Source organism: Streptomyces sp. iso_384, from assembly GCF_056172905.1.
Genome location: NZ_JBWBTT010000001.1, coordinates 1,074,887 through 1,098,550, shown reverse-complemented (window position 1 = coordinate 1,098,550; position 23,664 = coordinate 1,074,887). Strand labels below are relative to the sequence as shown.

General features: G+C 70.7%; 17 protein-coding genes and 1 rRNA gene. 5 read left to right on the top strand and 13 right to left on the bottom strand.

Annotated features, from left to right (window positions below; translation table 11 throughout):
* Positions 1-114 precede the first annotated feature (114 nt).
* Both AC0VY3_RS04975 and AC0VY3_RS04970 read right to left on the bottom strand, forming a co-directional pair.
* Positions 115-1,640, bottom strand: a 16S ribosomal RNA gene (locus tag AC0VY3_RS04975).
* Between the two features lie 709 nt (positions 1,641-2,349).
* Positions 2,350-3,357: a stage II sporulation protein M gene (locus AC0VY3_RS04970; RefSeq protein ID WP_475549035.1), complete on the bottom strand. Its 1,008-nt coding sequence runs from the start codon at positions 3,355-3,357 to the stop codon at positions 2,350-2,352.
* 119 nt (positions 3,358-3,476) lie between these two features.
* Between AC0VY3_RS04970 and AC0VY3_RS04965 the strand changes: the two genes are divergently transcribed.
* Complete coding sequence (locus AC0VY3_RS04965) at positions 3,477-4,427, top strand: RDD family protein (RefSeq protein WP_475549034.1); 951 nt, start codon at positions 3,477-3,479, stop codon at positions 4,425-4,427.
* Here AC0VY3_RS04965 and AC0VY3_RS04960 read toward each other — a convergent pair.
* The 8 genes from AC0VY3_RS04960 to AC0VY3_RS04925 all read right to left on the bottom strand — a co-directional run bounded on the left by AC0VY3_RS04960 (position 4,424) and on the right by AC0VY3_RS04925 (position 12,997).
* On the bottom strand, positions 4,424-5,092 hold the full coding sequence (locus AC0VY3_RS04960) for a hypothetical protein (protein WP_475549033.1): 669 nt from the start codon (positions 5,090-5,092) through the stop codon (positions 4,424-4,426). The genes AC0VY3_RS04965 and AC0VY3_RS04960 overlap by 4 nt on opposite strands.
* 150 nt (positions 5,093-5,242) lie before the next feature.
* Positions 5,243-6,700 carry an adenosylhomocysteinase gene (gene ahcY, locus AC0VY3_RS04955; RefSeq protein ID WP_103510261.1) on the bottom strand — a complete coding sequence of 486 codons (1,458 nt, stop codon included), beginning with the start codon at positions 6,698-6,700 and terminating at the stop codon, positions 5,243-5,245.
* Positions 6,701-6,977: 277 nt separating this feature from the next.
* Positions 6,978-7,982 carry a cation diffusion facilitator family transporter gene (locus tag AC0VY3_RS04950; RefSeq protein WP_475549032.1) on the bottom strand — a complete coding sequence of 335 codons (1,005 nt, stop codon included), beginning with the start codon at positions 7,980-7,982 and terminating at the stop codon, positions 6,978-6,980.
* An 87-nt stretch (positions 7,983-8,069) separates the two neighbouring features.
* On the bottom strand, positions 8,070-9,245 hold the full coding sequence (gene manA, locus AC0VY3_RS04945; protein WP_103510259.1) for a mannose-6-phosphate isomerase, class I: 1,176 nt from the start codon (positions 9,243-9,245) through the stop codon (positions 8,070-8,072).
* A gap of 126 nt (positions 9,246-9,371) precedes the next feature.
* Complete coding sequence (locus AC0VY3_RS04940) at positions 9,372-10,508, bottom strand: SIS domain-containing protein (protein ID WP_475549031.1); 1,137 nt, start codon at positions 10,506-10,508, stop codon at positions 9,372-9,374.
* Positions 10,509-10,732: 224 nt separating this feature from the next.
* Positions 10,733-10,915, bottom strand: coding sequence for a Trm112 family protein (locus tag AC0VY3_RS04935; protein ID WP_003968734.1), 183 nt, complete (start codon positions 10,913-10,915; stop codon positions 10,733-10,735).
* A 248-nt stretch (positions 10,916-11,163) separates the two neighbouring features.
* Complete coding sequence (locus tag AC0VY3_RS04930) at positions 11,164-12,552, bottom strand: phosphomannomutase/phosphoglucomutase (protein ID WP_475549030.1); 1,389 nt, start codon at positions 12,550-12,552, stop codon at positions 11,164-11,166.
* 67 nt (positions 12,553-12,619) lie between these two features.
* Positions 12,620-12,997 (bottom strand): DUF3499 domain-containing protein, encoded by a 378-nt coding sequence (locus AC0VY3_RS04925; protein ID WP_030086004.1) that lies wholly within the window; start codon positions 12,995-12,997, stop codon positions 12,620-12,622.
* Between the two features lie 424 nt (positions 12,998-13,421).
* On the opposite strand from AC0VY3_RS04925, the gene AC0VY3_RS04920 reads away from it, so the two are divergent.
* On the top strand, positions 13,422-13,850 hold the full coding sequence (locus tag AC0VY3_RS04920) for a metallopeptidase family protein (protein ID WP_218526203.1): 429 nt from the start codon (positions 13,422-13,424) through the stop codon (positions 13,848-13,850).
* A 125-nt stretch (positions 13,851-13,975) separates the two neighbouring features.
* Here AC0VY3_RS04920 and AC0VY3_RS04915 read toward each other — a convergent pair whose 3' ends face one another.
* The 3 genes from AC0VY3_RS04915 to AC0VY3_RS04905 all read right to left on the bottom strand — a co-directional run bounded on the left by AC0VY3_RS04915 (position 13,976) and on the right by AC0VY3_RS04905 (position 19,941).
* A complete protein-coding gene (locus AC0VY3_RS04915; RefSeq protein WP_475549029.1) occupies positions 13,976-15,532 on the bottom strand; it encodes a DUF5719 family protein in 1,557 nt (518 codons plus the stop codon).
* On the bottom strand, positions 15,529-19,380 hold the full coding sequence (locus AC0VY3_RS04910; RefSeq protein ID WP_475549028.1) for a glycosyltransferase: 3,852 nt from the start codon (positions 19,378-19,380) through the stop codon (positions 15,529-15,531). The genes AC0VY3_RS04915 and AC0VY3_RS04910 overlap by 4 nt, the downstream gene beginning before the upstream one ends.
* Positions 19,381-19,677: 297 nt before the next feature.
* Positions 19,678-19,941: a WhiB family transcriptional regulator gene (locus AC0VY3_RS04905; protein WP_003968728.1), complete on the bottom strand. Its 264-nt coding sequence runs from the start codon at positions 19,939-19,941 to the stop codon at positions 19,678-19,680.
* Positions 19,942-20,612: 671 nt separating this feature from the next.
* Between AC0VY3_RS04905 and AC0VY3_RS04900 the strand changes: the two genes are divergently transcribed.
* The 3 genes from AC0VY3_RS04900 to AC0VY3_RS04890 are packed head-to-tail and all read left to right on the top strand — an operon-like array spanning position 20,613 to position 23,393.
* Positions 20,613-21,113 (top strand): cysteine dioxygenase, encoded by a 501-nt coding sequence (locus AC0VY3_RS04900; RefSeq protein WP_103510695.1) that lies wholly within the window; start codon positions 20,613-20,615, stop codon positions 21,111-21,113.
* A gap of 13 nt (positions 21,114-21,126) precedes the next feature.
* Entirely contained in the window at positions 21,127-22,083 is a 957-nt protein-coding gene (cofD, locus tag AC0VY3_RS04895; RefSeq protein ID WP_103510696.1) for a 2-phospho-L-lactate transferase, read from the top strand.
* The gene (locus AC0VY3_RS04890) at positions 22,080-23,393 is read left to right on the top strand and encodes a coenzyme F420-0:L-glutamate ligase (protein ID WP_103510697.1); all 1,314 of its coding nucleotides are present in this window, start codon (positions 22,080-22,082) and stop codon (positions 23,391-23,393) included. Before cofD ends, AC0VY3_RS04890 begins: the two co-directional genes overlap by 4 nt.
* The last annotated feature ends 271 nt before the right edge of the window (positions 23,394-23,664 follow it).

Here is a 23,664-nt window from a genome sequence, read left to right as displayed (position 1 = left end):
AATCAACCTGTCGTGCCGAATAGTCAACGTTCCACCCATGAGCAACCAGCACCGAACATTCGCCGGTGTACTGGCCTCTGACCAAACCGAAGCCTGGTAAGAAGTGCTCCTTAGAAAGGAGGTGATCCAGCCGCACCTTCCGGTACGGCTACCTTGTTACGACTTCGTCCCAATCGCCAGTCCCACCTTCGACAGCTCCCTCCCACAAGGGGTTGGGCCACCGGCTTCGGGTGTTACCGACTTTCGTGACGTGACGGGCGGTGTGTACAAGGCCCGGGAACGTATTCACCGCAGCAATGCTGATCTGCGATTACTAGCAACTCCGACTTCATGGGGTCGAGTTGCAGACCCCAATCCGAACTGAGACCGGCTTTTTGAGATTCGCTCCGCCTCGCGGCATCGCAGCTCATTGTACCGGCCATTGTAGCACGTGTGCAGCCCAAGACATAAGGGGCATGATGACTTGACGTCGTCCCCACCTTCCTCCGAGTTGACCCCGGCAGTCTCCTGTGAGTCCCCATCACCCCGAAGGGCATGCTGGCAACACAGAACAAGGGTTGCGCTCGTTGCGGGACTTAACCCAACATCTCACGACACGAGCTGACGACAGCCATGCACCACCTGTATACCGACCACAAGGGGGGCACCATCTCTGATGCTTTCCGGTATATGTCAAGCCTTGGTAAGGTTCTTCGCGTTGCGTCGAATTAAGCCACATGCTCCGCTGCTTGTGCGGGCCCCCGTCAATTCCTTTGAGTTTTAGCCTTGCGGCCGTACTCCCCAGGCGGGGAACTTAATGCGTTAGCTGCGGCACCGACGACGTGGAATGTCGCCAACACCTAGTTCCCAACGTTTACGGCGTGGACTACCAGGGTATCTAATCCTGTTCGCTCCCCACGCTTTCGCTCCTCAGCGTCAGTAATGGCCCAGAGATCCGCCTTCGCCACCGGTGTTCCTCCTGATATCTGCGCATTTCACCGCTACACCAGGAATTCCGATCTCCCCTACCACACTCTAGCTAGCCCGTATCGAATGCAGACCCGGGGTTAAGCCCCGGGCTTTCACATCCGACGTGACAAGCCGCCTACGAGCTCTTTACGCCCAATAATTCCGGACAACGCTTGCGCCCTACGTATTACCGCGGCTGCTGGCACGTAGTTAGCCGGCGCTTCTTCTGCAGGTACCGTCACTTTCGCTTCTTCCCTGCTGAAAGAGGTTTACAACCCGAAGGCCGTCATCCCTCACGCGGCGTCGCTGCATCAGGCTTTCGCCCATTGTGCAATATTCCCCACTGCTGCCTCCCGTAGGAGTCTGGGCCGTGTCTCAGTCCCAGTGTGGCCGGTCGCCCTCTCAGGCCGGCTACCCGTCGTCGCCTTGGTAGGCCATTACCCCACCAACAAGCTGATAGGCCGCGGGCTCATCCTTCACCGCCGGAGCTTTTAACCCCGTCCCATGCGGGACAGAGTGTTATCCGGTATTAGACCCCGTTTCCAGGGCTTGTCCCAGAGTGAAGGGCAGATTGCCCACGTGTTACTCACCCGTTCGCCACTAATCCACCCCGAAAGGCTTCATCGTTCGACTTGCATGTGTTAAGCACGCCGCCAGCGTTCGTCCTGAGCCAGGATCAAACTCTCCGTGAATGTTTACCCGTAATCGGGTGCACACATCACGAGAGCGGAACAACCGGTCGGAATAAGACCCGTTGTTCACAGCGTCCTCGCTGTGTAATTGCCTACCCGGTCACCGAAGTGAACCCGGTAGGACTTTCAAAGGAACCACCAACCTGCCGAAGCAGGCCGGGGTATCAACATATCTGGCGTTGACTTTTGGCACGCTGTTGAGTTCTCAAGGAACGGACGCTTCCTTCGGTCCCGTTTCACCGGGGCCCTCCGGGCGCTTCCCTTCGTTCTTGCGTTTCCGACTCTATCAGACTCTTTCGTGTCCGATTCCCGGCCGAAGCGGGTCAAGCAGTTTTCGCTTTCCAGGTCCTTCGCTTTCGCGTTTTCCCTTTCCGGCGGTTCCAACTTTACCAGACTCTTTTTCGTTCCGTTTCCGGTCCGAATTCGATTTCCGGTGGCCTGTGGAGTGGCCTTGCCTTTCGGCGGATCCGACTTTATCAGAAATTCTCGGGGTGAAACGAACGGCCCGGAGATTCGAAAAAGGAGAATCATTTGGCCCGGCGGAGCGACAAGTCCTCCTGCACGAGCGGGGTAGACGCTACGCGCTCAACTCGGACTTGTCTAGTCCGAGGCAACCGTTCGAATCTACCTCCCCACATCTGCCGTGTCAACGGTTTTTGTGGGCGAGGAGGACACTAGCAGTTCAGCCGGGGTGAAGGCACATCGGCGGTCAGGCTGCGGTGGGGAGTTCGGCGCTGCGTTCGACCGCTGTGAGGTCACCCGTGTCGCCGGCGCGTGCCGCGCGGCCGCCCAGGATGTAGACGTACGCGAGAAACGCCAGCTCAGCGGCGATGCCGATGGTGATCCGGGCCCAGGTCGGGAGGCCGGACGGGGTCACGAAGCCTTCGATGAGTCCGGAGACGAACAGGACCAGCGCCAGGCCGATGGCCATGCCCAGTGCGGCGCGTCCCTGCTGGGCCAGGGCGGTCCGGCGTGACAGGGGGCCCGGGTCTATCACGGTCCAGCCGAGGCGCAGTCCCGTGCCGGCGGCGACGAACACGGCGGTCAGTTCGAGCAGGCCATGGGGAAGCACCAGGCCGAGGAAGACGTCGAGGCGGCCCGCCGAGGACATGAGGCCTATGCCGACGCCGAGGTTGAGCATGTTGAGGAAGAGGATCCAGATCACCGGTATGCAGAGGAACGCCCCCAGGACCAGGCAGAGGGCCGCGGCCTGCGCGTTGTTCGTCCATACCTGGGCCGCGAACGACGCCGCCGGATGGCTGGAGTAGTAGGTCTCGTACTCGCCACCCGGCCGGGTCATCGCACGGAGGTCCTCCGGTGCGGCGATCGCGGCCTGGACCTCGGGGTGGGTGCCGATCCACCAGCCCAGCAGTGCCGCCAGCGCGGTCGAGAGCACCGCGGTGGGGACCCACCAGTGGCGCGAGCGGTAGACGGCGGCGGGGAATCCCTCGGTGAGGAATCGGGCCGCGTCCCGCCAGGAGGCCTTGCGGGTGCCGGTGACCGTGGACCTGGCACGGGCCACGAGCTGGGTGAGTCGGCCGGTGAGGAGCGGGTCGGGGCTGCTCGACTGGATCAGCGAAAGATGGGTCGCGGTGCGCTGGTAGAGGACGACGAGTTCGTCCGCTTCCGCGCCCGTGAGGCGGCGCCCGCGGCGCAGGAGGTGTTCGAGGCGGTCCCACTCCGTGCGGTGGGCGGTAACGAAGACGTCGAGGTCCATGGGCGTCTGTTGCTCCAGGCAAGGGTGCGTACGGGTCCGTACTACTGCGGCGCGCTGGCGGTCAGCTTGGCAGACTGGGCCCGGCTGGGGCAGAGAAGGTCGGCGAAGGGTGGGGCCCGATGAGTGAGCTGGTGACCGGGGACGCGGTCGTTCTGGGGTTGAGGCCCGCGCGGCTGCCGAGCCGGGCGCTGGCCTCGGCGATCGATCTGGCGGTGGTATTCACCGTCTTCATCCTGATATCGGTCGTACTCGGTATCGCTTCCGCTTCTTTGGACGAGGCGGCCGTGGCGGCGATCGGGGTCGCCTCGTTCCTGCTGATCCTGATCGGTGGGCCGGTCGCGGTGGAGACGCTGAGCCATGGCCGGTCCCTGGGGAAGCTCGCCTGCGGGCTGCGGGTGGTGCGGGACGACGGTGGGCCGATCCGGTTCCGGCACGCGCTCGTTCGAGGGGCCATGGGGCTCGTCGAGATTCTGATGACCTTCGGCGCCCTGGCCTCCATCGCGTCCTTGGTGTCGGCACGGGGGCGGCGGATCGGTGACGTGTTCGCCGGGACGCTGGTTGTCCGGGAGCGGGTCGCGGCCACGGGCCGGTCCGTCGCCGTGCCGCCTCCCCCGCCTTGGCTGGTCGGCCGGTTCGCGCAGCTGGATCTGTCGGCCGTGCCGGACGAGCTCTGGTCCTCGATACGGCAGTACCTGACGCGGATGCAGCAGCTGGACCCCGGCGTGGGGCGTTCGATCGCGGAGCGGCTGGCCGGTGAACTGGTCGCGCGGACGGGAGCCACCGCGCCGCAGGGCGTCCCCGCGGCCGCGTTTCTGGCCGCGGTGGTTCATGAGCGGCAGGCGCGGGATGCGCGGCGTGTGTTCGCCGGGCCCCGCGCGGAGGGGCCCGTGGGCTCCGTAGCGGTTGTACCTGGTGTGCCGTCCGCGACTGCCGGGCCGTCTGTACCTGCCGGGCCGTCTGTGCCGTCCATGCCTGCCGTGCCTGCTGCGCCTGCCGGGGGCGGTGCCGGTGGTGCTCGTGAGCAGTGGCGTGGGGATGCGTCCTCGGGCGGGTTCGCTCCGCCCGGCTAGGCGAGGTCCTGCCTTGGTCCGGGCGATGTCTCCAGGGTGGCCGGGTCGCCCGCCGCGCGGGGGGACGGGGGTGATTCCAGGTGTTCGAGTTCGATGCCGGGGGCCGCGAGGACCACGTCGCCGGCGATGTGGACGGTGTGCTGTTCGCCGGTGTCCAGGGCGCTGACCTGGTATGCGTCCACGATCAAGGGGCCGTTGTCAGTGGTGTGCGCTTCACTGTTCACCAGAGCCCAGGACTGGTCGACGGTCCTGGGTGCGAGGACCGGGTCCGTGAAGGTGACCACGCGGACGCGGGTCGTGGGGGAATCGGGGGTGAGACGCAGAAGGCGGGTCATGGCGATGAGGAATGCGGGGGATGTGCCGGAGAAGGTGTGGGCGCGGACGTTGCCTTCGGTGGCGTGGCTGCCGGTCGGGTCGGTCCGGACCCAGGTGACCCCTTCGAGGGCGGCTCCTCGCACCTGCCAGCTCGCGGCATGGAGTTCGAGGCGGATGGGGCGGCCCAGCTCGTCCAGGGCGAGGTCGACGGAGCCGAGGTGGTCTCCGGAGGGGGACGTGGTCTGGGAGACGTAGCGCCAGCCGGAGGGGCCGGGGGCGCAGTGGAAGTGTTCTTCACCGAGGGGGGTGTGATCGTGAAGGTCGTGGAGCGAATACCTGCCGCGGGGCATGGGGTCCTTCGGGTTCCTCGGGCTGTGCGGGGGCGGTGACGGGAGCAGGCCCCCGCCACGGGGGTGCGGGGGCCTGCGCTCGGATCTGCTGCTGAGGGCTTGACGCCGTCCGGTGTTCGGGAGGTCGGCCTCCCGAACACCGGGGGTGGATCAGTAGCGGTAGTGGTCGGGCTTGTACGGGCCTTCGACCTCGACGCCGATGTACGCCGCCTGCTCGGGGCGCAGGGTGGTGAGCTTGACGCCGAGGGCGTCGAGGTGGAGGCGGGCGACCTTCTCGTCCAGGTGCTTGGGCAGCACGTAGACGTCGGTCGGGTACTCCTCGGGCTTCGTGAACAGCTCGATCTGCGCGAGGGTCTGGTCGGCGAAGCTGTTGGACATCACGAAGGACGGGTGTCCGGTCGCGTTGCCCAGGTTGAGGAGGCGGCCCTCGGACAGAACGATGAGGACCTTGCCGTCCGGGAACGTCCAGGTGTGGACCTGCGGCTTGACCTCGTCCTTGACGATCCCGTCGATCCGGGCGAGACCGGCCATGTCGATCTCGTTGTCGAAATGACCGATGTTCCCGACGATCGCCTGGTGCTTCATCCGGGCCATGTCCTTGGCCATGATGATGTCCTTGTTGCCCGTCGTGGTGACGAAGATGTCCGCCTGCTCCACCACATCGTCCAGCGTGGCGACCTGGTAACCGTCCATCGCCGCCTGCAGCGCGCAGATCGGGTCGATCTCCGTGATGATCACCCGGGCGCCCTGGCCGCGCAGGGACTCCGCGCAGCCCTTGCCGACATCGCCGTAGCCGAAGACGACGGCCGTCTTGCCGCCGATCAGGACGTCGGTGGCACGGTTGATGCCGTCGATGAGGGAGTGGCGGCAGCCGTACTTGTTGTCGAACTTCGACTTCGTCACCGCGTCGTTCACATTGATCGCGGGGAACAGGAGGGAGCCGTCGCGGTGCATCTCGTACAGGCGGTGGACGCCGGTGGTCGTCTCCTCGGTGACGCCGCGGATCTCGGACGCCAGCTGCGTCCACTTCTGCGGGGCCTCGCCGAGGGTGCGGTTCAGCAGGGTGAGGATGTGCGCGAACTCCTCACTGTCCGCCGTCGACGGATCCGGGGCCGCGCCGGCCTTCTCGAACTCGACACCCTTGTGGACGAGGAGAGTGGCGTCGCCGCCGTCGTCCAGGATCATGTTCGGACCGCCGGTCGGGGTGTTCGGCCAGGTCAGCGCCTGCTCCGTGCACCACCAGTACTCCTCCAGCGTCTCGCCCTTCCAGGCGAAGACGGGGACGCCCGCGGGGGCTTCCGGGGTGCCGTTCGGGCCGACCGCGATGGCGGCTGCGGCGTGGTCCTGGGTGGAGAAGATGTTGCAGGAGGCCCAGCGGACCTCGGCGCCGAGGGCGACGAGGGTCTCGATGAGCACGGCGGTCTGCACGGTCATGTGCAGCGAACCGGTGATCCGCGCGCCCGCCAGCGGCTGAGCGGCGGCGAACTCCTTACGGATCGACATCAGACCGGGCATCTCGTGCTCGGCGAGCGTGATCTCCTTGCGCCCGAACGGGGCGAGGGAGAGGTCGGCGACCTTGAAGTCCTGGCGGTTGGTGGCCGTCGTCATAACGGGCTGCTCCTCGTGATGGGTCGAGGGTGGGCTGTCTGGGCTGACTCTGCGGCGCGGCGGGCACACGAATGCCCGGGCAGTTCGCAGTGCAGTCCGTCGGAGGCCCTCTGTCCCTCGCCCGGCTCGCTCCCGCCAGCCGGTCGACCGCCATCAGCAGCGACGTCTGTTTTCCGTATCCGAATCTACACCGAACGGCCCAGTGAGCCCCAGCCCGTTCGAGGAGAGGGGCGTGTGTGAGGCGTCACCGGGCCGATCGGGGCTGGTGCGTGGTGGGTCAGTGGCCGGAATCCGTCGGGGCCGGGCCCTCGTCGGCGCCGGCGTCCGGGGCTTCGGCCGTCCTGCCCGGGTTGGTGCCGGTCACCGCGGCCTCCGCGTTGTAGATGTCCGGCTCCAGGTAGATGACCCGGGCGATCGGGACCGCTTCGCGGATGCGGTTCTCGGCGGCGTTGATGGCGTCGGCGACCTCGGCCGCGGTCTCGTCGTGCCGGACCGCGATCTTGGCCGCGACCAGCAGTTCCTCGGGGCCGAGGTGAAGGGTGCGCATGTGGATGATGCGGGTGACGGTGTCGCCGTCGACCATGGACGCCTTGATCTTCTCGACGTCCTCCAGGCCGGCGGACTCACCGAGCAGGAGGGACTTCGTCTCCACGGCCAGGACGATCGCGATGAGGATCAGCAGGACGCCGATGCAGAGGGTGCCGATGCCGTCCCAGACGCCGTCGCCGGTGGCGAGGGCGAGGCCGACGCCGCCGAGCGCCAGGATCAGGCCGACGAGCGCGCCGAGGTCTTCCAGGAGGACGACCGGCAGCTCCGGGGCCTTGGAGCGGCGGACGAACTCGGTCCAGGAGCGGTCGCCGCGCGTCTGGTTGGACTCCTTGATCGCCATACGGAAGGAGAAGAGCTCGGCGATGATCGCGAAGACCAGCACCCCGACCGGCCAGTACCAGGCCTCGATCTCGTGCGGGTGCTTGATCTTCTCGTAGCCCTCGTACACCGCGAACATGCCACCGACCGAGAAGAGGACGATGGAGACGAGGAACGCGTAGATGTAGCGCTCGCGCCCGTAGCCGAAGGGGTGCTCGGGGGTGGCTTCGCGCTTCGCCTTCTTGCCGCCGAGCAGCAGCAGTCCCTGGTTGCCCGAGTCGGCGAGCGAGTGGACGCTCTCCGCGAGCATCGACGAGGAACCACTGAAGAGGAACGCTACGAATTTGGCCACGGCGATCGAGAGGTTGGCGGCGAGTGCCGCCACGATCGCCTTGGTTCCGCCTGACGCGCTCATGAGTGCGTGGTGTCCCTTCGTCGGTGCGCGGCACGTGCCGTCGCGGTGAGGCGGCACATTGTTGCAGCCGTCGGGATGGTCCGTCGGTCAGGCCGCCACGGTGGCCCGGAAGAGGGTGCCCGCTCCCGCCGCCTCGACCGTCTCGCCGGCCGGAACGTAGGCGGACTCCCCCGGTCCGAGGGCGAGTTCGCCGACCGTGACCGAGCCCGCCGTGCAGAGCAGGATCTGGGGGGTGGGGGCGGTCAGGCCGGTGGGAGCCGCGCCCGACGCGAGCGTGTAGCGGGACAGGGCGAACTCGTCGACGGGCGTCTCGTAGCGTTCCTCGCCGGACGGGGCGGCCTCCGGGCGCAGCACGCCGGGCTCGGTGGCCTCGAAGCGGACGATCCGCAGGAGTTCGGGGACGTCGATGTGCTTGGGGGTCAGACCGCAGCGCAGGACGTTGTCCGAGTTGGCCATGATCTCGACGCCGAGTCCGTCGAGGTAGGCGTGCGGGACGCCCGCGCCGAGGAACAGGGCTTCGCCGGGCTGGAGTTGTACGTAGTTCAGCAGCATCGCGGCGAGGACGCCGGGGTCGCCGGGGTAGTTGTGGGCGATGCGGGCGTACGGGGCGTGGGCGCCGCCGAGGCGTTCCGCGGCGGCCGCCGCCTCGGCCACGGTGTCGGCCATCTCCGCCGGGTCCGCGGCGAGGATCGCCGTGAGCACTTCGCGGAGGGCCGCCTCCTCGGGGTGGGCACGGAGGAGGTCCACGTACGGCTTGAGGGAGTCGACTCCCAGCGCCTCCATCGCGTCCGCCGCCTCGGTGGGCCTGCGGAAGCCGCACAGTCCGTCGAAGGGGGTGAGGGCGCAGATCAGTTCGGGCTTGTGGTTCGCGTCCTTGTACGTGCGGTGCGGGGCGTCGACGGGGACGCCCCGGGCCTCCTCGTCGGCGTAACCCTCGCGGGCCTGGTCCAGGTTCGGGTGGACCTGGAGGGAGAGGGGGGCGCCGGCGGCGAGGAGCTTCAGGAGGAAGGGGAGGCGGGGGCCGAACCGGGCGACGGTGGCGGTGCCGAGCTCGCCTTCCGGGTCGGCCTCGATGGCCTCGGTGAGGGCCAGTTCCGTCTCGCCGGACGCGGTGGTACGGGTGATGCGTGAGGGCGCTCCGGGGTGGGCGCCCATCCACATCTCGGCCTGCGGTTCGCCGGTGGGTGCGATGCCGAGCAGGGCGGGAATGGCCGTGGTGGACCCCCAGGCGTAGGGGCGCACGGTGTTGGACAGGCGGTCCATGGAGTCGTCCTCGGGTGGGGCGGGCGTAAGTGTCTGCGTCACCAGGGATACCAGGGTTGTGTGAGGTCCTGGCGTCGTGGGGGTGGCCGGGGGGTGTGGGGTCGGTCGGGGCCCGGCGGCGAGGTCTCAGTGCTGGGGGGCCGAGGCCAGGGACAGGTAGACCGCTGCGAAGTCGGTGATCGCGAGCAGTTCGGCCAGGGTCTCCAGTTCGCTGCCCTCGTCCGGTTCCAGTTCGCTGACCGGGGTGTCGTGGCCGAGCGCCAGTTCCCGGGCCGCCGGGTAGGCGCTGAGGCCTCCCGTCGGGCGGTCCCTGAGCAGGACGACCCGGGCCCTCAGCGTCTCTCCCTCGTCGACCCGGTCGCGGAAGAAGTCGTCGGGGTCCGCGCCGGCGGCGAAGTCCCCGGTGAGGAGCGTGCCGTGCGAGGGCAGCGCCTCGGGGAGCTGTGCGGTGAGGGCGGGGCGGCCCGCCAGCTCGGACAGCACGGCGGCGAAGCGGCGGCCGACGGGGCCCGCGGCTTCGCCCTCCGTCCAGAGCAGCGGCAGGCTGTCGGCGAGCTCGGCGGCGAGCGTCTTGGCCGGGTTGCTGTACGTGGCGATGGCCGGGCCGCAGCGTTCCGCGGTGCGGTCCAGGCGGTCCGCGACCTTCTGCAGGTCCTCGGGCGGCGCGGTCACCAGGCCGACCCGGTCCAGGAGCGCCAGCAGGGGCGTGAGCAGGGCCCACAGGGTGCCGGGGCCGGCGGCGGAGGTCTCCGCGTCGTACTCGCCGTGCGGGGCGGCGGCCATCGGGACGACCAGGCCGTGCACCCCGTCGACCGCCTCGCGCAGCGGGGATCGGGTGGGGGCGACGGCGACGACGGTGCAGCCTCGGCGGTAGGCCTGCTCGGCGAGCAGGGCGAGGCCCGGTTCGGAGCCGTCGGCGGTCGCGATGAGCAGGAGGTCCACGGATCCGGCCCAGCCGGGCAGGGTCCAGCGGAGGGCGCCGGGGGCGGGGGCGACGCCGGTGGGGTGGATGCGTACGACGGGGGCGGCCGCGCCCGCGAGTGCGCCGATCAGGTCGGCGACGCCGGAGGCGGCGGTGCCGGGGCCCGCGACGAGGACGGCCCGGGGCCGGCCCTCCGGGGTCAGGCCGCCGATGCCGGCCTCGGCGGCGTGCCGGGCGGCGGTGCGGACCCGCGCGCCTGCCTCGGCGGCGCCGCGCAGCAGGTCGCGGCGGTCGGCTCGGGCCAGGGCTTCCGGGGCGTCGAGCAAGGACTCGTCGAGCATGACGGTGGGCCTCCGATCACCGGGTGGGGTGCGGGCTGCGGCTGCGACCGCGGATGCTGCGTGCGTACCGGCCGGGCGGTGGTGTGGCTGTCGGGGCGGGCGAGGTGCCTGGCGGGTGGCCTCGTCCTTCGGCTGCGATCCGACGCGGGGTCGGCTGCGGCCTGCTGCGGTCGGCTGTCGTGCGTTGCCTTGCGCCGTTGTGCCCGTACGCGGGTCGCTCGCGGTCAGGCGGGGCGGCGGGCCTCGTCGACGAGAAGGACCGGGATGCCGTCCCGGACCGGGTAGGCCAGTCCGCAGTCGTCGCCCGTGCAGACCAGTTCGGGGCTGTCGGCCGCCGAACGGTCGTCGAGCGGGGAGTGGCAGGCCGGGCAGGCCAGGATCTCCAGGAGGCCGGCTTCGAGCGCCATGGGGTGAGTCCCTTCGAGCATGCGAGTTCCGATCCGCGTGGATCAGGCGTGGTCAGCCTACCGCTGGGGTGGTGGGGACGCGGCCTGGCCGGGGGGATGGAACGGGGGATGTGGTGGGCGGTGGCGCGGGGTGGGTGGACGGGCGTGCGGTGGGTGGGTGGCGGGTGTGCGGTGGTGGGCGCCTGCGGCGGGCTTTCTCCTCGCCCCGCCCCTTCCCGTGACCGGGGATCCGCCCCGGACCCCGCTCCTCAAACGCCGGAGGGGCTGGAATGCGTGCGGATCAGGGTCAGGACCTCGTCCCGTACCGCTGTCATCGTCTTCTCGTCCCTCGCCTCGACGTTCAGGCGCAGCAGCGGTTCCGTGTTCGAGGCGCGGAGGTTGAACCACCAGTCGGCGGCCGTGACCGTGAGGCCGTCCAGGTCGTCGAGGGTGATGTCGTCGCGGGTGCCGTAGACCGTCCTGACCTCGGCCAGGCTGGCCGCCTGGTCGGCGACGGTGGAGTTGATCTCGCCGGAGCCGCTGTAGCGGTCGTACTCCGCCACCAGCTCGGAGAGCGGCTTCTGCTGGTTGCCGAGTGCGGCGAGTACGTGGAGGGCGGCGAGCATGCCCGTATCGGCGTTCCAGAAGTCGCGGAAGTAGTAGTGCGCCGAGTGCTCGCCGCCGAAGATCGCTCCGTGTCGCGCCATCTCCGTCTTGATGAAGGAGTGGCCGACCCGGGTGCGGACCGGGGTGCCGCCGTTCTCGCGGACCACCTCGGGGACGGACCAGGAGGTGATCAGGTTGTGGATGACGATGCCCTCGCCGCCGTTGCGGGCCAGCTCACGGGCGGCCACCAGGGCGGTGATCGCGGAGGGGGAGACGCCCGCACCCCGCTCGTCGACCACGAAGCAGCGGTCCGCGTCGCCGTCGAAGGCGAGGCCCAGATCGGCGCCCTCGGCGAGGACGCGGGCCTGGAGGTCCACGATGTTCTTCGGGTCGAGGGGGTTGGCCTCGTGGTTGGGGAAGGTGCCGTCCAGCTCGAAGTACATCGGTACGAGGTCGAGCGGGAGGCCCTCGAAGACCGTGGGGACCGTGTGGCCGCCCATGCCGTTGCCCGCGTCGACCACGACCTTCAGGGGGCGGACCGCGGTCAGGTCGACGAGGCCGAGGAGGTGGGCCGCGTAGTCGGCGAGGGTGTCCCGTTCGGTGATCGTGCCGGGGGTGGTGGCGGCGGCCGGCTGCGGGGCCCCTTCCGACCACTGCTCGACCAGGGTGCGGATCTCGGCCAGGCCGGTGTCCTGGCCGACCGGGGCGGCGCCCGCCCGGCACATCTTGATGCCGTTGTACTGCGCCGGGTTGTGCGAGGCCGTGAACATCGCCCCGGGGAGGTCCAGCGCCCCCGACGCGTAGTACAGCTGGTCCGTCGAGCAGAGGCCGATGAGGGTGACGTCCGCGCCTCGGGCCGCCGCTCCGCGCGCGAAGGCGCCCGACAGACCCGGTGAGGTGGGGCGCATGTCGTGGCCGATCACGATCGCGTCGGCGGCCGTGACCTGGACGAACGCGGCTCCGAAGAGTTCGGCCAGCGACTCGTCCCACTGGTCGGGCACCACTCCGCGTACGTCGTACGCCTTCACGAGCTGCGACAGATCAGCGACCACGGCCGGTCCTCCTGGTGTTTACGGAGAGCCCAAAATACCCGGCCGTGCAGGGCCTTGAGAGTCGGCCTCAGGAGTCCGGGGAGCGCAGCACCCTCAGGTGGCCCCGGCGGGCCACCTCCACCGGGTCCGCGGCGCGTGGGCCCCTGCCTCCGCCGCCCGGGCCGCGGTCCTGCGGGCGGGCCGCCTCGCGGACCGCGTTGGCCAGTGCTTCGAGGTCGTCGCCGCTGGGGTGCGCCGGTGCGGAGCCGTCGGAGAGCCGCACCACTTCCCAGCCCCGTGGCGCGGTGAGCCGCTCACTGTGTTCGGCACAGAGGTCGTAACAGTGGGGCTCGGCGTAGGTGGCGAGCGGGCCGAGGACCGCAGTCGAATCGGCATAGACGTACGTCAGTGTCGCGACGGCAGGGCGGCCGCACGCGGTGCGCGAACAGCGACGTACAGGGCTCACGATGTTGGACGGTACCGCACTCTTGAGCGGGCTGCGACGACTCCCCCTCGGGTCACCCCACCGTGTCGCCCTGTGACCTGCGGCACAGCGGTGCTTCCGGTGGCTACCCTGACCTGCGCCAGGGCCGGGGCCCGTTGACCGCGCGGTGTCCGTGCCGGTCTCGGGCGGTGCTTCGTCGCGGCGGGCTGTGCGGGGTCGGCGATCGGATGACGGGCCTGAAAAGGTCTCAACCTTGGCCGAAATGTTCAACTGCGGACATCCGGAGGCCGGTCCGCCTCCCCCGCGTTCGTACCCGCCCGCACCATTCGGTGAACCGGCCGATGGACCGGCCGATGGGCGATCGACGAACCGATGCGGTCGCCCCCGGTCGGCCGCGTCGTTCACCTGATCGTCATGGTCCCCGGAGCGTTACGCTGCGTCGGTGATGGACAGCTCCGTACCTCCCCACCCGTTCGAGCCGCGGCCCCGACGCCGTGACCGTCATGGCCGCGGTATGCGGGGGCCGGTCGCGCCGCCCCAGGTGCCGCTGTCGGCCAGCCGGGGGCAGACCTTCCGGGATCTGGTCCAGGACTCGGTGGAGCGGCTGGAGAGGCGCTGGCCCCAGCTGGCCGAGGTCGACTTCGTCGTCCTCGATGTGCCCGGCACTCCGGAGGAGGTCGTTCCGCTCGGCAGCGCGGTGGCCGCGGGCAAGGGGCGGCCCGCCCAGATCGTCGTCTACCGGCGGCCCGTCGAGATCCGTACCAAGAGCCGCGACGAGCGCGCCCTGCTCGTCCACGAGGTCGTCGTCGAGCAGGTGGCCGAGCTGCTGGGGCTGGCCCCCGAGTCGGTCGATCCCCGGTACGGACAGGACTAGGGCCCGTCAGGACCGGAGCCTGCCGTACCGGGGCCCGATCGGGCAGGACCAGGGCCTGTCCGTACCGGACCCGATCCGGCAGGACCAGGGCCTGTCCGTACCGGGCCCGATCGTGGGACGTGGGCTCAGTCGTCCAGGACCGAGAGGTCCTGGCGGGCCGACGGGACCTCGACCGCGCCGCCGTCGTCGGGGAGCGTCTGCACGGTGAACATCTGGATGCCGCCCTCGGTGCGCGCCAGGGTGCGCGACGCGTGGACCGGGCCGCCCGAGGTCGTCTCGACGGTCAGCGCGTAGGCGCCCTTGAGGCCCTCCGGCGCCGTCGGGGTGACGGCGAGGGTCGTGCCTGCCTTGACGGTGTACGTCTCCACGGACGGTTCGCCGCCCCCGCTGCCCGCCGACGCGGTGACCTTCACCTTGGCCGTGGCGCCCGGCGCGGTCAGGGAGAGTGTGGAGCCCTTGGCCCGGTTGTCGGGGACGCTCGCCCGGGCGCCGACCGGTCCGGTGGCCGGGATGTAGGCGACCTCCTGCTGATCGCCCTTGCCGCGGACCACGCGCAGTGCCGCCACGATCGGGGTCGCCCGGTCCTTCTGCACCGGGCTCAGGCGCAGGGAACCCGGTTCCTCGCGGGTGACGTCCTTGAGGTCGACGGTCGCCGTCATCGAGGACTTGATGTGCAGGGTGGCGTTGCCCGCCGGGGAGAAGGTCGCGTTCTTCCCCATGAGCTGGACCTTCACGTCCGCGTCGTCCTCGCCGGGAGCGAACGCCACCAGCTGTACGGAGGTGGCGTCGGCCGGGATACCGGGCAGCACGAGCGTGCCGGACGGGTCCGCGGACGCGGTGATCCAGTCGCTGCCCACGTTGTCCTCGGCGCTCATGACGACCGCTCCGATCCGCCCGGAGCGGGTGGTGACGTGTGCGGTCAGCTGGTCGACGGCCTCGGTGGTGAGGGTGGACAGCAGGACGGCGACGCTGGAGCGGGCCGGCACGGTGATGCCGTCCCCGACCTCGGACTTGAGGGCTCCTTCGGGGCCGTACAGCTCGATGTCGGCCACGGCGCCGGTGTCGTCGGGGTTGGTGAGGTGGATGTAGTCCTGGCGGGACTTGGCGGTGCTCGCGCCCGGGAACCAGAAGTCGGTGTCGGGGGCGGTGCAGGTGACCCCCAGGAGCCCGCGGGCGCCGCCTGCGGTGACCTCGGTGGTCTGCTGGGCGGCCCAGCCGGGGGCCAGCCGGCCGGTGGCCGTGCCGACGAGGGCCGGGGCTTCGGAGCCGTTGGCCTCTGCGACGACCGGCTTTCCGGGCTCCTTCACGGCGAGGACCGGCTTGTCGGCCTTCTCCTTCGCCTTCTTCGCGGCTTCCTCGGCCTTCTTGGCCTTCTTGGGGTCGGTCTCGGCCTCGTCGTCCTCGTCGTCCTCGTCGTCCGCGACCGGCAGGGCCGGCTTCAGCTCGGCGGTGCCCTTGGCTTCGCCGCCCGTGCCCGCCGGGGTGACCGCGGTGTACTGCGTCTCCGCCAGGTCGGAGTTGCTGGGCGCCGGGCAGACCAGGCTGGAGCGCTCGACCGGCAGCAGCGTGGCGGACTTCGCCCCGGAGTCGGCCGGGGCGCCGGGCGCGGTGACCGTGGCGAATCCGGTGATGGCGGCCAGGACTGCGGCGCCCGCGATCAGGGACAGGTGGGTGGACTTCACTCGGACTCGCCTCGCGATGCGTTACCGGTCTGCCACGGGGCCTGGCCCGGGGCCGGAGGGTCGGTGTGTTCGCCGTTCTCGCCGTACGGGTGCTGGGGGTGCTGCTGCCCGCCGACGTACTGGCCGTACTCGTCGTACGCGCTCTGGTTGTTGTACGCGGCACTCCGGTCGTTGTACGTGCCCTGGTCGTTGTACGTGCCCTGGTCGTCGTACGTGCCCTGGTCGTCGTACTGCTGCGCGTACGGGTCCTGGACTCCGTAGCCGCCCTGGTAGTCGGCGCTCCGGTGCCCCGGCTGTTGTTGCTGATGCTGTTGGGCGTACGGGTCCGGCTGCTGGTACGTCGCGTAGTAGTCGGCGGTCGGCTGCTGCTGCCCGTCCCACTGCGCGTACTCGTCGTACTGCTGCTGCGGGGCCGAGGGGACCGCCGCGTAGCCGCCCGTGGCCTCCTGCGGGTCGTACTCCGGAGGGTTCTCGGCGTACGGGTCGGCGGACTGCTGCGCGGGGATGTACTCCCCCGGGTCCGCGGTGCGCGACGGGTCGTCGTTCCCGGTCTCCTCGGCGGCGGCCGCCGCCTCTGCCTGGGCCGCGGCGCGCAGCCTGCGGGCGCGGCGGCCCTCGCCGTCGACCGGCTCGGCGGCGACGGCGAGCGCCTCCTCGGGCAGGTCGTCGTCGATCTCCCGGCGGCGGCCCGGCAGGGCCATGACCACCAGGACCACGAGGAGCGCGGCCTGGGACCAGATCCACGCGGTGTGGGTGATCGGGGCTTCGTGGGTGAGGTCCAGGCGGCCGCCGTTCGCAGGCAGTTCGAAGCCCTGGGCCCAGCCGTCGACGGTCTTGCGGGCCAGCGGCTTGCCGTCCAGCGTGGCCGTCCAGCCCGGGTCGGCGACATCCGCGATCCGCAGGACGCGGCCCTCCTCACCGGCCGGGACCCTGGAGTGGGCCTCGACGGCGGCCGAGCCGACCGGAAGGTGCTCGCCCTCGCCGGACGCCGGGGTGATCATGACGCGGGCGACCTGGCGGTCCACGCGCCACAGGGCGCTGCCGTCGAGCTGGCTGAGGCGGCTGAGGCCGGGGGTCGAGTCGAGCACCCGGCTCATCTGGCGCGGCGCTCCGTCCCGGACGAGGACGTAGCGGATCGCGAAGCCGCTGAGCTGGCCGCCCTGGTCGGCGCCGGAGCCGGCGACGAGGTTGGCGACGACCTTGTCGAGGTGGCTGTTGCCGCCGACCGCCTCGGTGAGTTCGCCGTCGCCGAGGCGCGCGCCCGAGCCGCGGACCAGGCTGTACGCCACGGAGTCGGGCGAGGTGCCGCCGAGGACGAGGGTGCGGGGCTGGTCGCGGGTGGTGCTCTCCTCCGCCACGAAGGCGGGCACCTGTACGGGGTCGCGTCGCTCCAGCGGGCCGTCCGCGCCGCCGATCATCCAGCCGGCGGCGGCCAGGACCGGGGCCAGCCCGGCGGCGAGCGCGATCAGGGCGGCGACGGGCTGACGCCAGCCGAAGCTCTGCTCGGCGACCCGGATGCGGGCGCCGTCAGCGCCCACCAGGGCGGCGGCGATCAGGGCGGTGCCGTAGACGAGGGTGGCGGGTCCGGCCCAGGTGGATCCGTTGGCGACGGCGGCGAAGAGGAAGCCGACGAGCGCGACCGCCCAGGCGGTGCGGACGGCGAACTGCCGGTCCTCGCGCAGCAGGGCGGCGAGCGCGGCCAGCACGATGCCGAGGAGCAGGATGCCGCCCGCCGCACCGGGGCCGCCGGGGCTGATGCCGAGCAGGTCGAGGCCCGAGGCATCTCCCGTACCGATGTCCAGGCCCGCCTCGGTCAGGAGCGCGGACGGGTTCGTCAGGAGGCTCAGCGACCAGGGGGCGAGGACCAGCACCGGGGCACCGACGGCGGCGACGAAGCGGAGCCCGTACGCCGTGATGTCGCCGCGCCGCAGTACGAGCACGCCGAGGCCGAGGACCACGGCGAGCGGCCAGACGATCGGGGTGAACGCCATGGTGACGGTCAGCAGCAGCGTGTACGCCCAGGTGGCGCGCCAGCTGCCGCGCTCCCCGGCCGAGCTGTCCGCGCGCAGCCCGTGGGCGGCGACGCCCGCGCGGGCGATCAGCGGAAGCAGGACGAGGAGGACGGCGGTGCCGAGGCGGCCGGTGGCCAGGGCGCCGGTCGCGGCGGGCAGGAAGGCGTACGCGACGCTCGCCCAGGCCCGCAGCAGCCGGGAGGGGAGCAGCGGGCGGGAGGCGAAGTAGGCGGTGGCGCCGGCCAGCGGGATCGAGCAGACCAGCAGCACGCTGACGGCGAGCCCGGTCGAGCCGAGGAACAGGGCGGACAGCGCGGCCAGCAGGGCGAGGTAGGGCGGGGCGGTCTGGGTGCCGCCGGTGCCCACCGTGTGCCAGGCGTCCGCGTACCGGTCCCAGAGCGCGCCGGCCTCGGCCGGGGCGGGCAGCAGCGCGCCGCCCGCCAGGGCTCCGCCGCTGAGCAGGTTGCGGCAGGCGATGAGCGAGACGGCCAGGAGCAGGAGGAAGAGGACGGGGCCGGGCTTGCGGCCGATGCGCTTGAGGCGGGCGAACTGGTCGACTTCGAGGAAGTCGGCGTCGTCGCCGCCGGGGCCGGATTCGACGGCTCCGTGGCGCGAGCCGCCCGCGTCGGATTCCGTACGGCCGCCGAAGTTGCCCGCGACCTGGTCGACGGTGGCCCGGACGGTGGCGCCGGGCGGCGGGAACAGGGCGCGCAGCTCGGCCGCGTCGACGACGCCCTTTCCGCGGTTACGGCGGGCGGCCAGGATGCGGCCGGGGCGCAGCAGGGTGCCGAGCAGGCCGGTGACCTCGTCGAGGGCCTGGCCGGGCACCTTGCCGACGAGGTAGGCGAGGGTACGCAGGAGGGTGCCCACGACGAGCCGGATCAGGACCCAGGGCAGGGCCTTGCCGCGGGCGTTGACGAGCATCGTGTAGACCGCACCCGCCTTGTCGACGCGGTGCGGGCTGGCGACCGAACGCCCGGCGCAGTCGATGGGGCGGCGTTCGCGGGCGGAGGCCTCGGCGTGCCGCAGGACGGCGTCCGGGGCGACGAGGACCCGGTGTCCGGCGAGGTGGGCGCGCCAGCACAGGTCGACGTCGTCGCGCATCAGCGGGAGCCTGCGGTCGAAGCCGCCGAGCTCCTCGTAGACGTCACGGCGGATGAGCATGCCGGCGGAGGAGACGGACAGGACGGTACGGACCTGGTCGTGCTGGCCCTGGTCCTGCTCGCGGCGGTCCAGGCCGGTCCAGCGGCGGCCGCTGTTGGCGATGGAGACGCCGACCTCGAGGAGTTGCTTGCGGTCGTACCAGCCGCGCAGCTTGGGGCCGACGATCGTGGCGTGCCGGTCGTTGTCGACGACGCGCAGCATCTCGGCGAGCGCGTCGGGCTCGGGCGCGCAGTCGTCGTGCAGCAGCCAGAGCCACTGGACCGGTTCGCCGTGCGGCAGCTCGGGAAGGTCGTAGTTCTCGTCGACCCAGGTGCGGGTCTCCGGGTCCCAGCCGCCGGGGCGCTTGAGGTACGGCAGGTCGTCCGGGGTCAGGATCCCGGCCGTGCGAGCCGCCTCGTCGACGGCCGTGCCGAAGCTCGTACGGCGTGCGAGGTGCAGGACGCGTTCGTCGCCGAGCGCCTCGGTGACCAGCCGGGCCGAGTCGTCGGCGCTGCCGGTGTCGGCGGCGACGACGTTCTGTACGGGGCGTTCCTGCCCGAGCAGCCCGGCCAGCACGTCGGGCAGCCAGCGGGCGCCGTCGTGGGAGACGAGCACGGCGGTGACGACGTGCCGGGGGAACTCTGGGGCGGCGGCGGCCGCGTTCGGCGCCGCCGAGTGGCTGTGCACGGACATCGGGGTACGGGCCCTCCGGCCGGGTCCGGGGGCGTCCCCGGGGGCTGCATCGGTGTACGCGCGCGCCCCGGCGGGGCGTTGGCGCGTCTCGGACGGGGCCCCACACTAACGGTACGGACAGGTGACGGAGGTCCGAGCGGGTGAAGCGGCCGGGGGCGGACCTGCCGACGGCCCGTCGGCCGAGCCCTGTGGAAGGGGTCGGCGGACGGGCCGTCGGGGGGCTGTCGGGGTGCGAGGAGTGCGGCGGCTCTGTGGCTCGCGGGTGGAGCGGCCCGGAGGAGGTTCCGGGGGCGTACGTCAGATGGCGGCCTTCTTGAGGCGTCGTCGCTCCCGCTCGGAGAGTCCGCCCCAGATGCCGAAGCGTTCGTCGTTGGAGAGGGCGTACTCAAGGCATTCCGAGCGCACCTCGCAGGCGAGGCAGACCTTCTTGGCCTCGCGGGTGGATCCGCCCTTTTCGGGAAAGAAGGACTCGGGATCGGTCTGGGCGCACAGTGCGCGCTCCTGCCAGCCGAGTTCCTCGTCCGCGTCCTCGACCAGCAGTTGCTGGAACAGCTCGGTCATGTGCGCCCCTCGTCTGTCTCTTGCGTCCCGTGTTGCAGCCGTTTGCGACTGAACGACACGAGTGAAATTACAAGTGTGTAGCTCCGGGCCAGTCAAGCGAGGATCTGCTATTGGCCCAGGGATTCACTCTGCGGAACCAAGCGTATGCGGAAAGTGTTCAAATCAGCAAAAACCTGACATATGCCACAGGCCCCACAGTCCCACGCCCTCCCACGAGGGAGACGAGTGGAGGCGCCCCCGTGTTGCGATTCGATCACTGAAGCGATCAAGATCACATTCAGGTCACGGAGCGTCAGCCGCGTTTGGGAGCGCGGATGATGCGCCACATGTCCTCGCCCCTGGATGCATAAACCTTTCTCCGGATCCGGCGACCGGAAGGAGTGAAACATTGCCTCCATATCGGGCATAGGGTTGACAGCGGACGGCCGAGCCGGTCTGCTTGACCTCATGCCAGCGACCACAGCCATGCACGTCGCCCACGTCCGTGGGTTCCGTAGCGCTGTCCAGGCCCGCTGTTGCTGTTCCAGCTGTCACAGCTGTTGATGCCGTAGCGCTCCAGCTCTGATCCAGCCTCTCCGGTCGAGCGGCCTTCTTCTTCGTTTTCCGCTCCTCCCTGCGTTCACCGCGACTCTCCGCACGTGCACCCCCCATGCCGAGGAACCACCGCAGCCATGAACAGCGACAGCGACCTTCAGATCGCCGGCGACATCCTTGAGGTCCAGCACCTCCTGCAGCCCGCCCGCGAGCACCCCTCCACCGTCTCCGAGTTCGTCGGCCTCGCGCGCTCCATCGCGGCCGACCGCGCGCAGTGGGCCGGAATCGTCCAGTACGACTCCGCCTCCCGCTGGTACCACCGTCTGCACCAGGGCCCCGGCTACGAGGTGTGGCTGCTCAGCTGGGTACCCGGGCAGGGCAGCGGGCGTCACGACCACGGCCTCTCCGCCGGCGTACTGACCGTCCTGGAAGGCGAGTTGACCGAGCACACGGAGAACGGGACGCGGTCACTCGGCGCGGGCGCGCAGCGTGCCTTCGCCCCGGGGTACGTCCACGAAGTGGTCAACGACTCGCTCGAACCGGCCGTCAGTCTGCACATCTACCACCCGGGTCTGACCGAGATGCCGATGCACGCCACGCAAAGCGCCCCGACGGCCGTGGACGTCGTACCCGCCTGACAAACTGCTGTGCATGCGCATTGTTGTTCTGGCCGGTGGTATCGGCGGTGCCCGCTTTCTGCGCGGCCTCAAGCAGGCCGCGCCCGACGCGGACATCACGGTGATCGGCAACACGGGTGATGACATCCATCTGTTCGGGCTGAAGGTCTGTCCCGACCTCGACACCGTGATGTACACCCTCGGCGGTGGCATCAACGAGGAGCAGGGCTGGGGGCGTACCGACGAGACCTTCCAGGTCAAGGAGGAGCTCGCGGCGTACGGCGTGGGGCCGGGATGGTTCGGGCTCGGCGACCGTGACTTCGCGACCCATATCGTCCGTACGCAGATGCTGGGCGCCGGCTATCCGCTGAGCGCGGTCACCGAGGCGCTCTGCGCCCGCTGGCAGCCCGGTGTGCGGCTCCTCCCCATGTCGGACGACCGGGTCGAGACGCATGTCGCCGTCGAGATGGACGGCGAGAGCAAGGCGATCCACTTCCAGGAGTACTGGGTGAAGCTGCGCGCCTCCGTCGAGGCGCAGGCGATCGTGCCGGTCGGGGCGGAGCAGGCCAAGCCGGCTCCGGGGGTGCTGGAGGCCATCGGTTCCGCCGATGTCATCGTCTTCCCGCCGTCGAACCCGGTGGTGTCCATCGGCACGATCCTCGCCGTGCCCGGGATCCGCGAGGCCATCGCCGAGGCCGGGGTGCCGGTGGTCGGCCTCTCCCCCATCGTCGGGGACGCGCCCGTGCGCGGGATGGCGGACAAGGTGCTCGCGGCCGTGGGCGTCGAGTCGACGGCGGCCGCCGTGGCGCAGCACTACGGGTCGGGGCTGCTGGACGGGTGGCTGGTGGACACGGTGGACGCGGGTGCGGTCGGCGACGTCGAGGCGGCGGGGATCCGCTGCCGGGCGGTGCCGCTGATGATGACGGACCTGGACGCGACCGCCGAGATGGCCCGGCAGGCGCTGGATCTGGCCGGGGAGGTCAGGGCGTGAGTGGTTCTTCCGGTGCGCCTTCCTTTCGGGTGTGGGCGCTGGGTGGGATTCCCGAGGTGCGGGCCGGTGACGATCTCGCCAAGCTGATCGCTGCGGCCGAACCCGGGCTGGTCGACGGTGACGTGCTGCTCGTCACCTCGAAGATCGTCTCCAAGGCGGAGGGCCGGATCGTCGAGGCCGCCGACCGGGAGTCCGCGATCGACGCGGAGACCGTACGGGTGGTGGCCCGGCGCGGGCCGCTGCGGATCGTGGAGAACCGGCAGGGCCTGGTCATGGCCGCCGCCGGGGTCGACGCCTCGAACACCCCGGCCGGGACCGTGCTGCTGCTGCCCGAGGACCCCGACGCCTCCGCGCGGGCCGTCCGGGACGGGCTGCGGGACACCCTCGGCGTCGATGTCGGCGTCGTCGTCACCGACACCTTCGGGCGGCCATGGCGCAACGGGCTGACCGATGTCGCGATCGGTGCGGCCGGGGTGCGGGTGCTGGACGATCTGCGCGGCGGTACGGACGCGCACGGCAATCCGCTCAGCGCCACGGTCGTGGCCACGGCGGACGAGCTGGCCGCTGCCGGGGACCTGGTCAAGGGCAAGGCGGACGGGCTGCCGGTGGCAGTGGTCCGGGGGCTGTCGCATGTGGTCGCCTCCGACGAAGAGCCCGGTGCTCGGGCGTTGGTGCGGAGTGCTGCCGATGACATGTTCCGGCTCGGGACCTCGGAGGCCGTGCGGGAAGCTGTGACGCTGCGGCGTACGGTGCGCGAGTTCAGCGATGAGCCGGTGGATCCGGGGGCCGTGCGGCGGGCCGTCGCCGCTGCCGTCACCGCTCCCGCGCCGCATCACACGACGCCGTGGCGGTTCGTGCTGCTGGAGTCCGCCGAGTCGCGGACCCGGTTGCTCGACGCGATGCGGGAGGCGTGGATCGAGGATCTGCGGCGCGACGGGAAGAGCGAGGAGTCGATCGCCAAGCGGGTGCGGCGCGGCGATGTGCTGCGCAACGCGCCGTATCTGGTGGTGCCGTGCCTGGTGATGGACGGCTCCCATACGTACGGAGACGAGCGCCGCGACACGGCGGAGCGCGAGATGTTCGTGGTCGCGGCCGGGGCGGGCGTGCAGAACTTCCTGGTGGCACTGGCCGGTGAGCGGCTGGGGTCGGCGTGGGTGTCCTCGACGATGTTCTGCCGGCCGGTGGTGCGGGAGGTGCTGTCGCTTCCTTCGTCGTGGGATCCGTTGGGGGCGGTGGCTGTGGGGCATGCGGTGGGGGTGGCTCGGGAGCGGGTTGGTCGGGAGGCGGAGGCGTTTCTCACCGTGCGGTGAGGTGGGGGGGCTCGGTGGGCGGCGGGGGTCGCTGCGCGGGGCCTTTCCCCTACCCGCCCCTTCCCGGAACCGGGGCGCTGCCCCGGGCCCCCTTTGTCCTCAAGCGCCGGACGGGCTTGGGTTCGGGGCGCTGCCCCGGGCCCCGCTCCTCAAGCGCCGGAGGGGCTTAAGAAGCCCGGCGGGGCTGAGAAAACCGGAGGGCTTAGGAAGCCCGGAGGGGCTAAGAAAGCCGGAGGCGTAGGGAAGTCGCCGGAGGGGCTGAAGAAGTTGC

What these genes read in the sequence shown, in the direction of transcription:
- AC0VY3_RS04970 (WP_475549035.1), bottom strand. Translation starts at nt 3,357, where the DNA reads ATGGACCTCGACGTCTTCGTTACCGCCCACCGCACGGAGTGGGACCGC.
- AC0VY3_RS04965 (WP_475549034.1), top strand. Translation starts at nt 3,477, where the DNA reads ATGAGTGAGCTGGTGACCGGGGACGCGGTCGTTCTGGGGTTGAGGCCC.
- AC0VY3_RS04960 (WP_475549033.1), bottom strand. Translation starts at nt 5,092, where the DNA reads ATGCCCCGCGGCAGGTATTCGCTCCACGACCTTCACGATCACACCCCC.
- ahcY (WP_103510261.1), bottom strand. Translation starts at nt 6,700, where the DNA reads ATGACGACGGCCACCAACCGCCAGGACTTCAAGGTCGCCGACCTCTCC.
- AC0VY3_RS04950 (WP_475549032.1), bottom strand. Translation starts at nt 7,982, where the DNA reads ATGAGCGCGTCAGGCGGAACCAAGGCGATCGTGGCGGCACTCGCCGCC.
- manA (WP_103510259.1), bottom strand. Translation starts at nt 9,245, where the DNA reads ATGGACCGCCTGTCCAACACCGTGCGCCCCTACGCCTGGGGGTCCACC.
- AC0VY3_RS04940 (WP_475549031.1), bottom strand. Translation starts at nt 10,508, where the DNA reads ATGCTCGACGAGTCCTTGCTCGACGCCCCGGAAGCCCTGGCCCGAGCC.
- AC0VY3_RS04935 (WP_003968734.1), bottom strand. Translation starts at nt 10,915, where the DNA reads ATGGCGCTCGAAGCCGGCCTCCTGGAGATCCTGGCCTGCCCGGCCTGC.
- AC0VY3_RS04920 (WP_218526203.1), top strand. Translation starts at nt 13,422, where the DNA reads ATGGACAGCTCCGTACCTCCCCACCCGTTCGAGCCGCGGCCCCGACGC.
- AC0VY3_RS04910 (WP_475549028.1), bottom strand. Translation starts at nt 19,380, where the DNA reads ATGTCCGTGCACAGCCACTCGGCGGCGCCGAACGCGGCCGCCGCCGCC.
- AC0VY3_RS04905 (WP_003968728.1), bottom strand. Translation starts at nt 19,941, where the DNA reads ATGACCGAGCTGTTCCAGCAACTGCTGGTCGAGGACGCGGACGAGGAA.
- AC0VY3_RS04900 (WP_103510695.1), top strand. Translation starts at nt 20,613, where the DNA reads ATGAACAGCGACAGCGACCTTCAGATCGCCGGCGACATCCTTGAGGTC.
- cofD (WP_103510696.1), top strand. Translation starts at nt 21,127, where the DNA reads ATGCGCATTGTTGTTCTGGCCGGTGGTATCGGCGGTGCCCGCTTTCTG.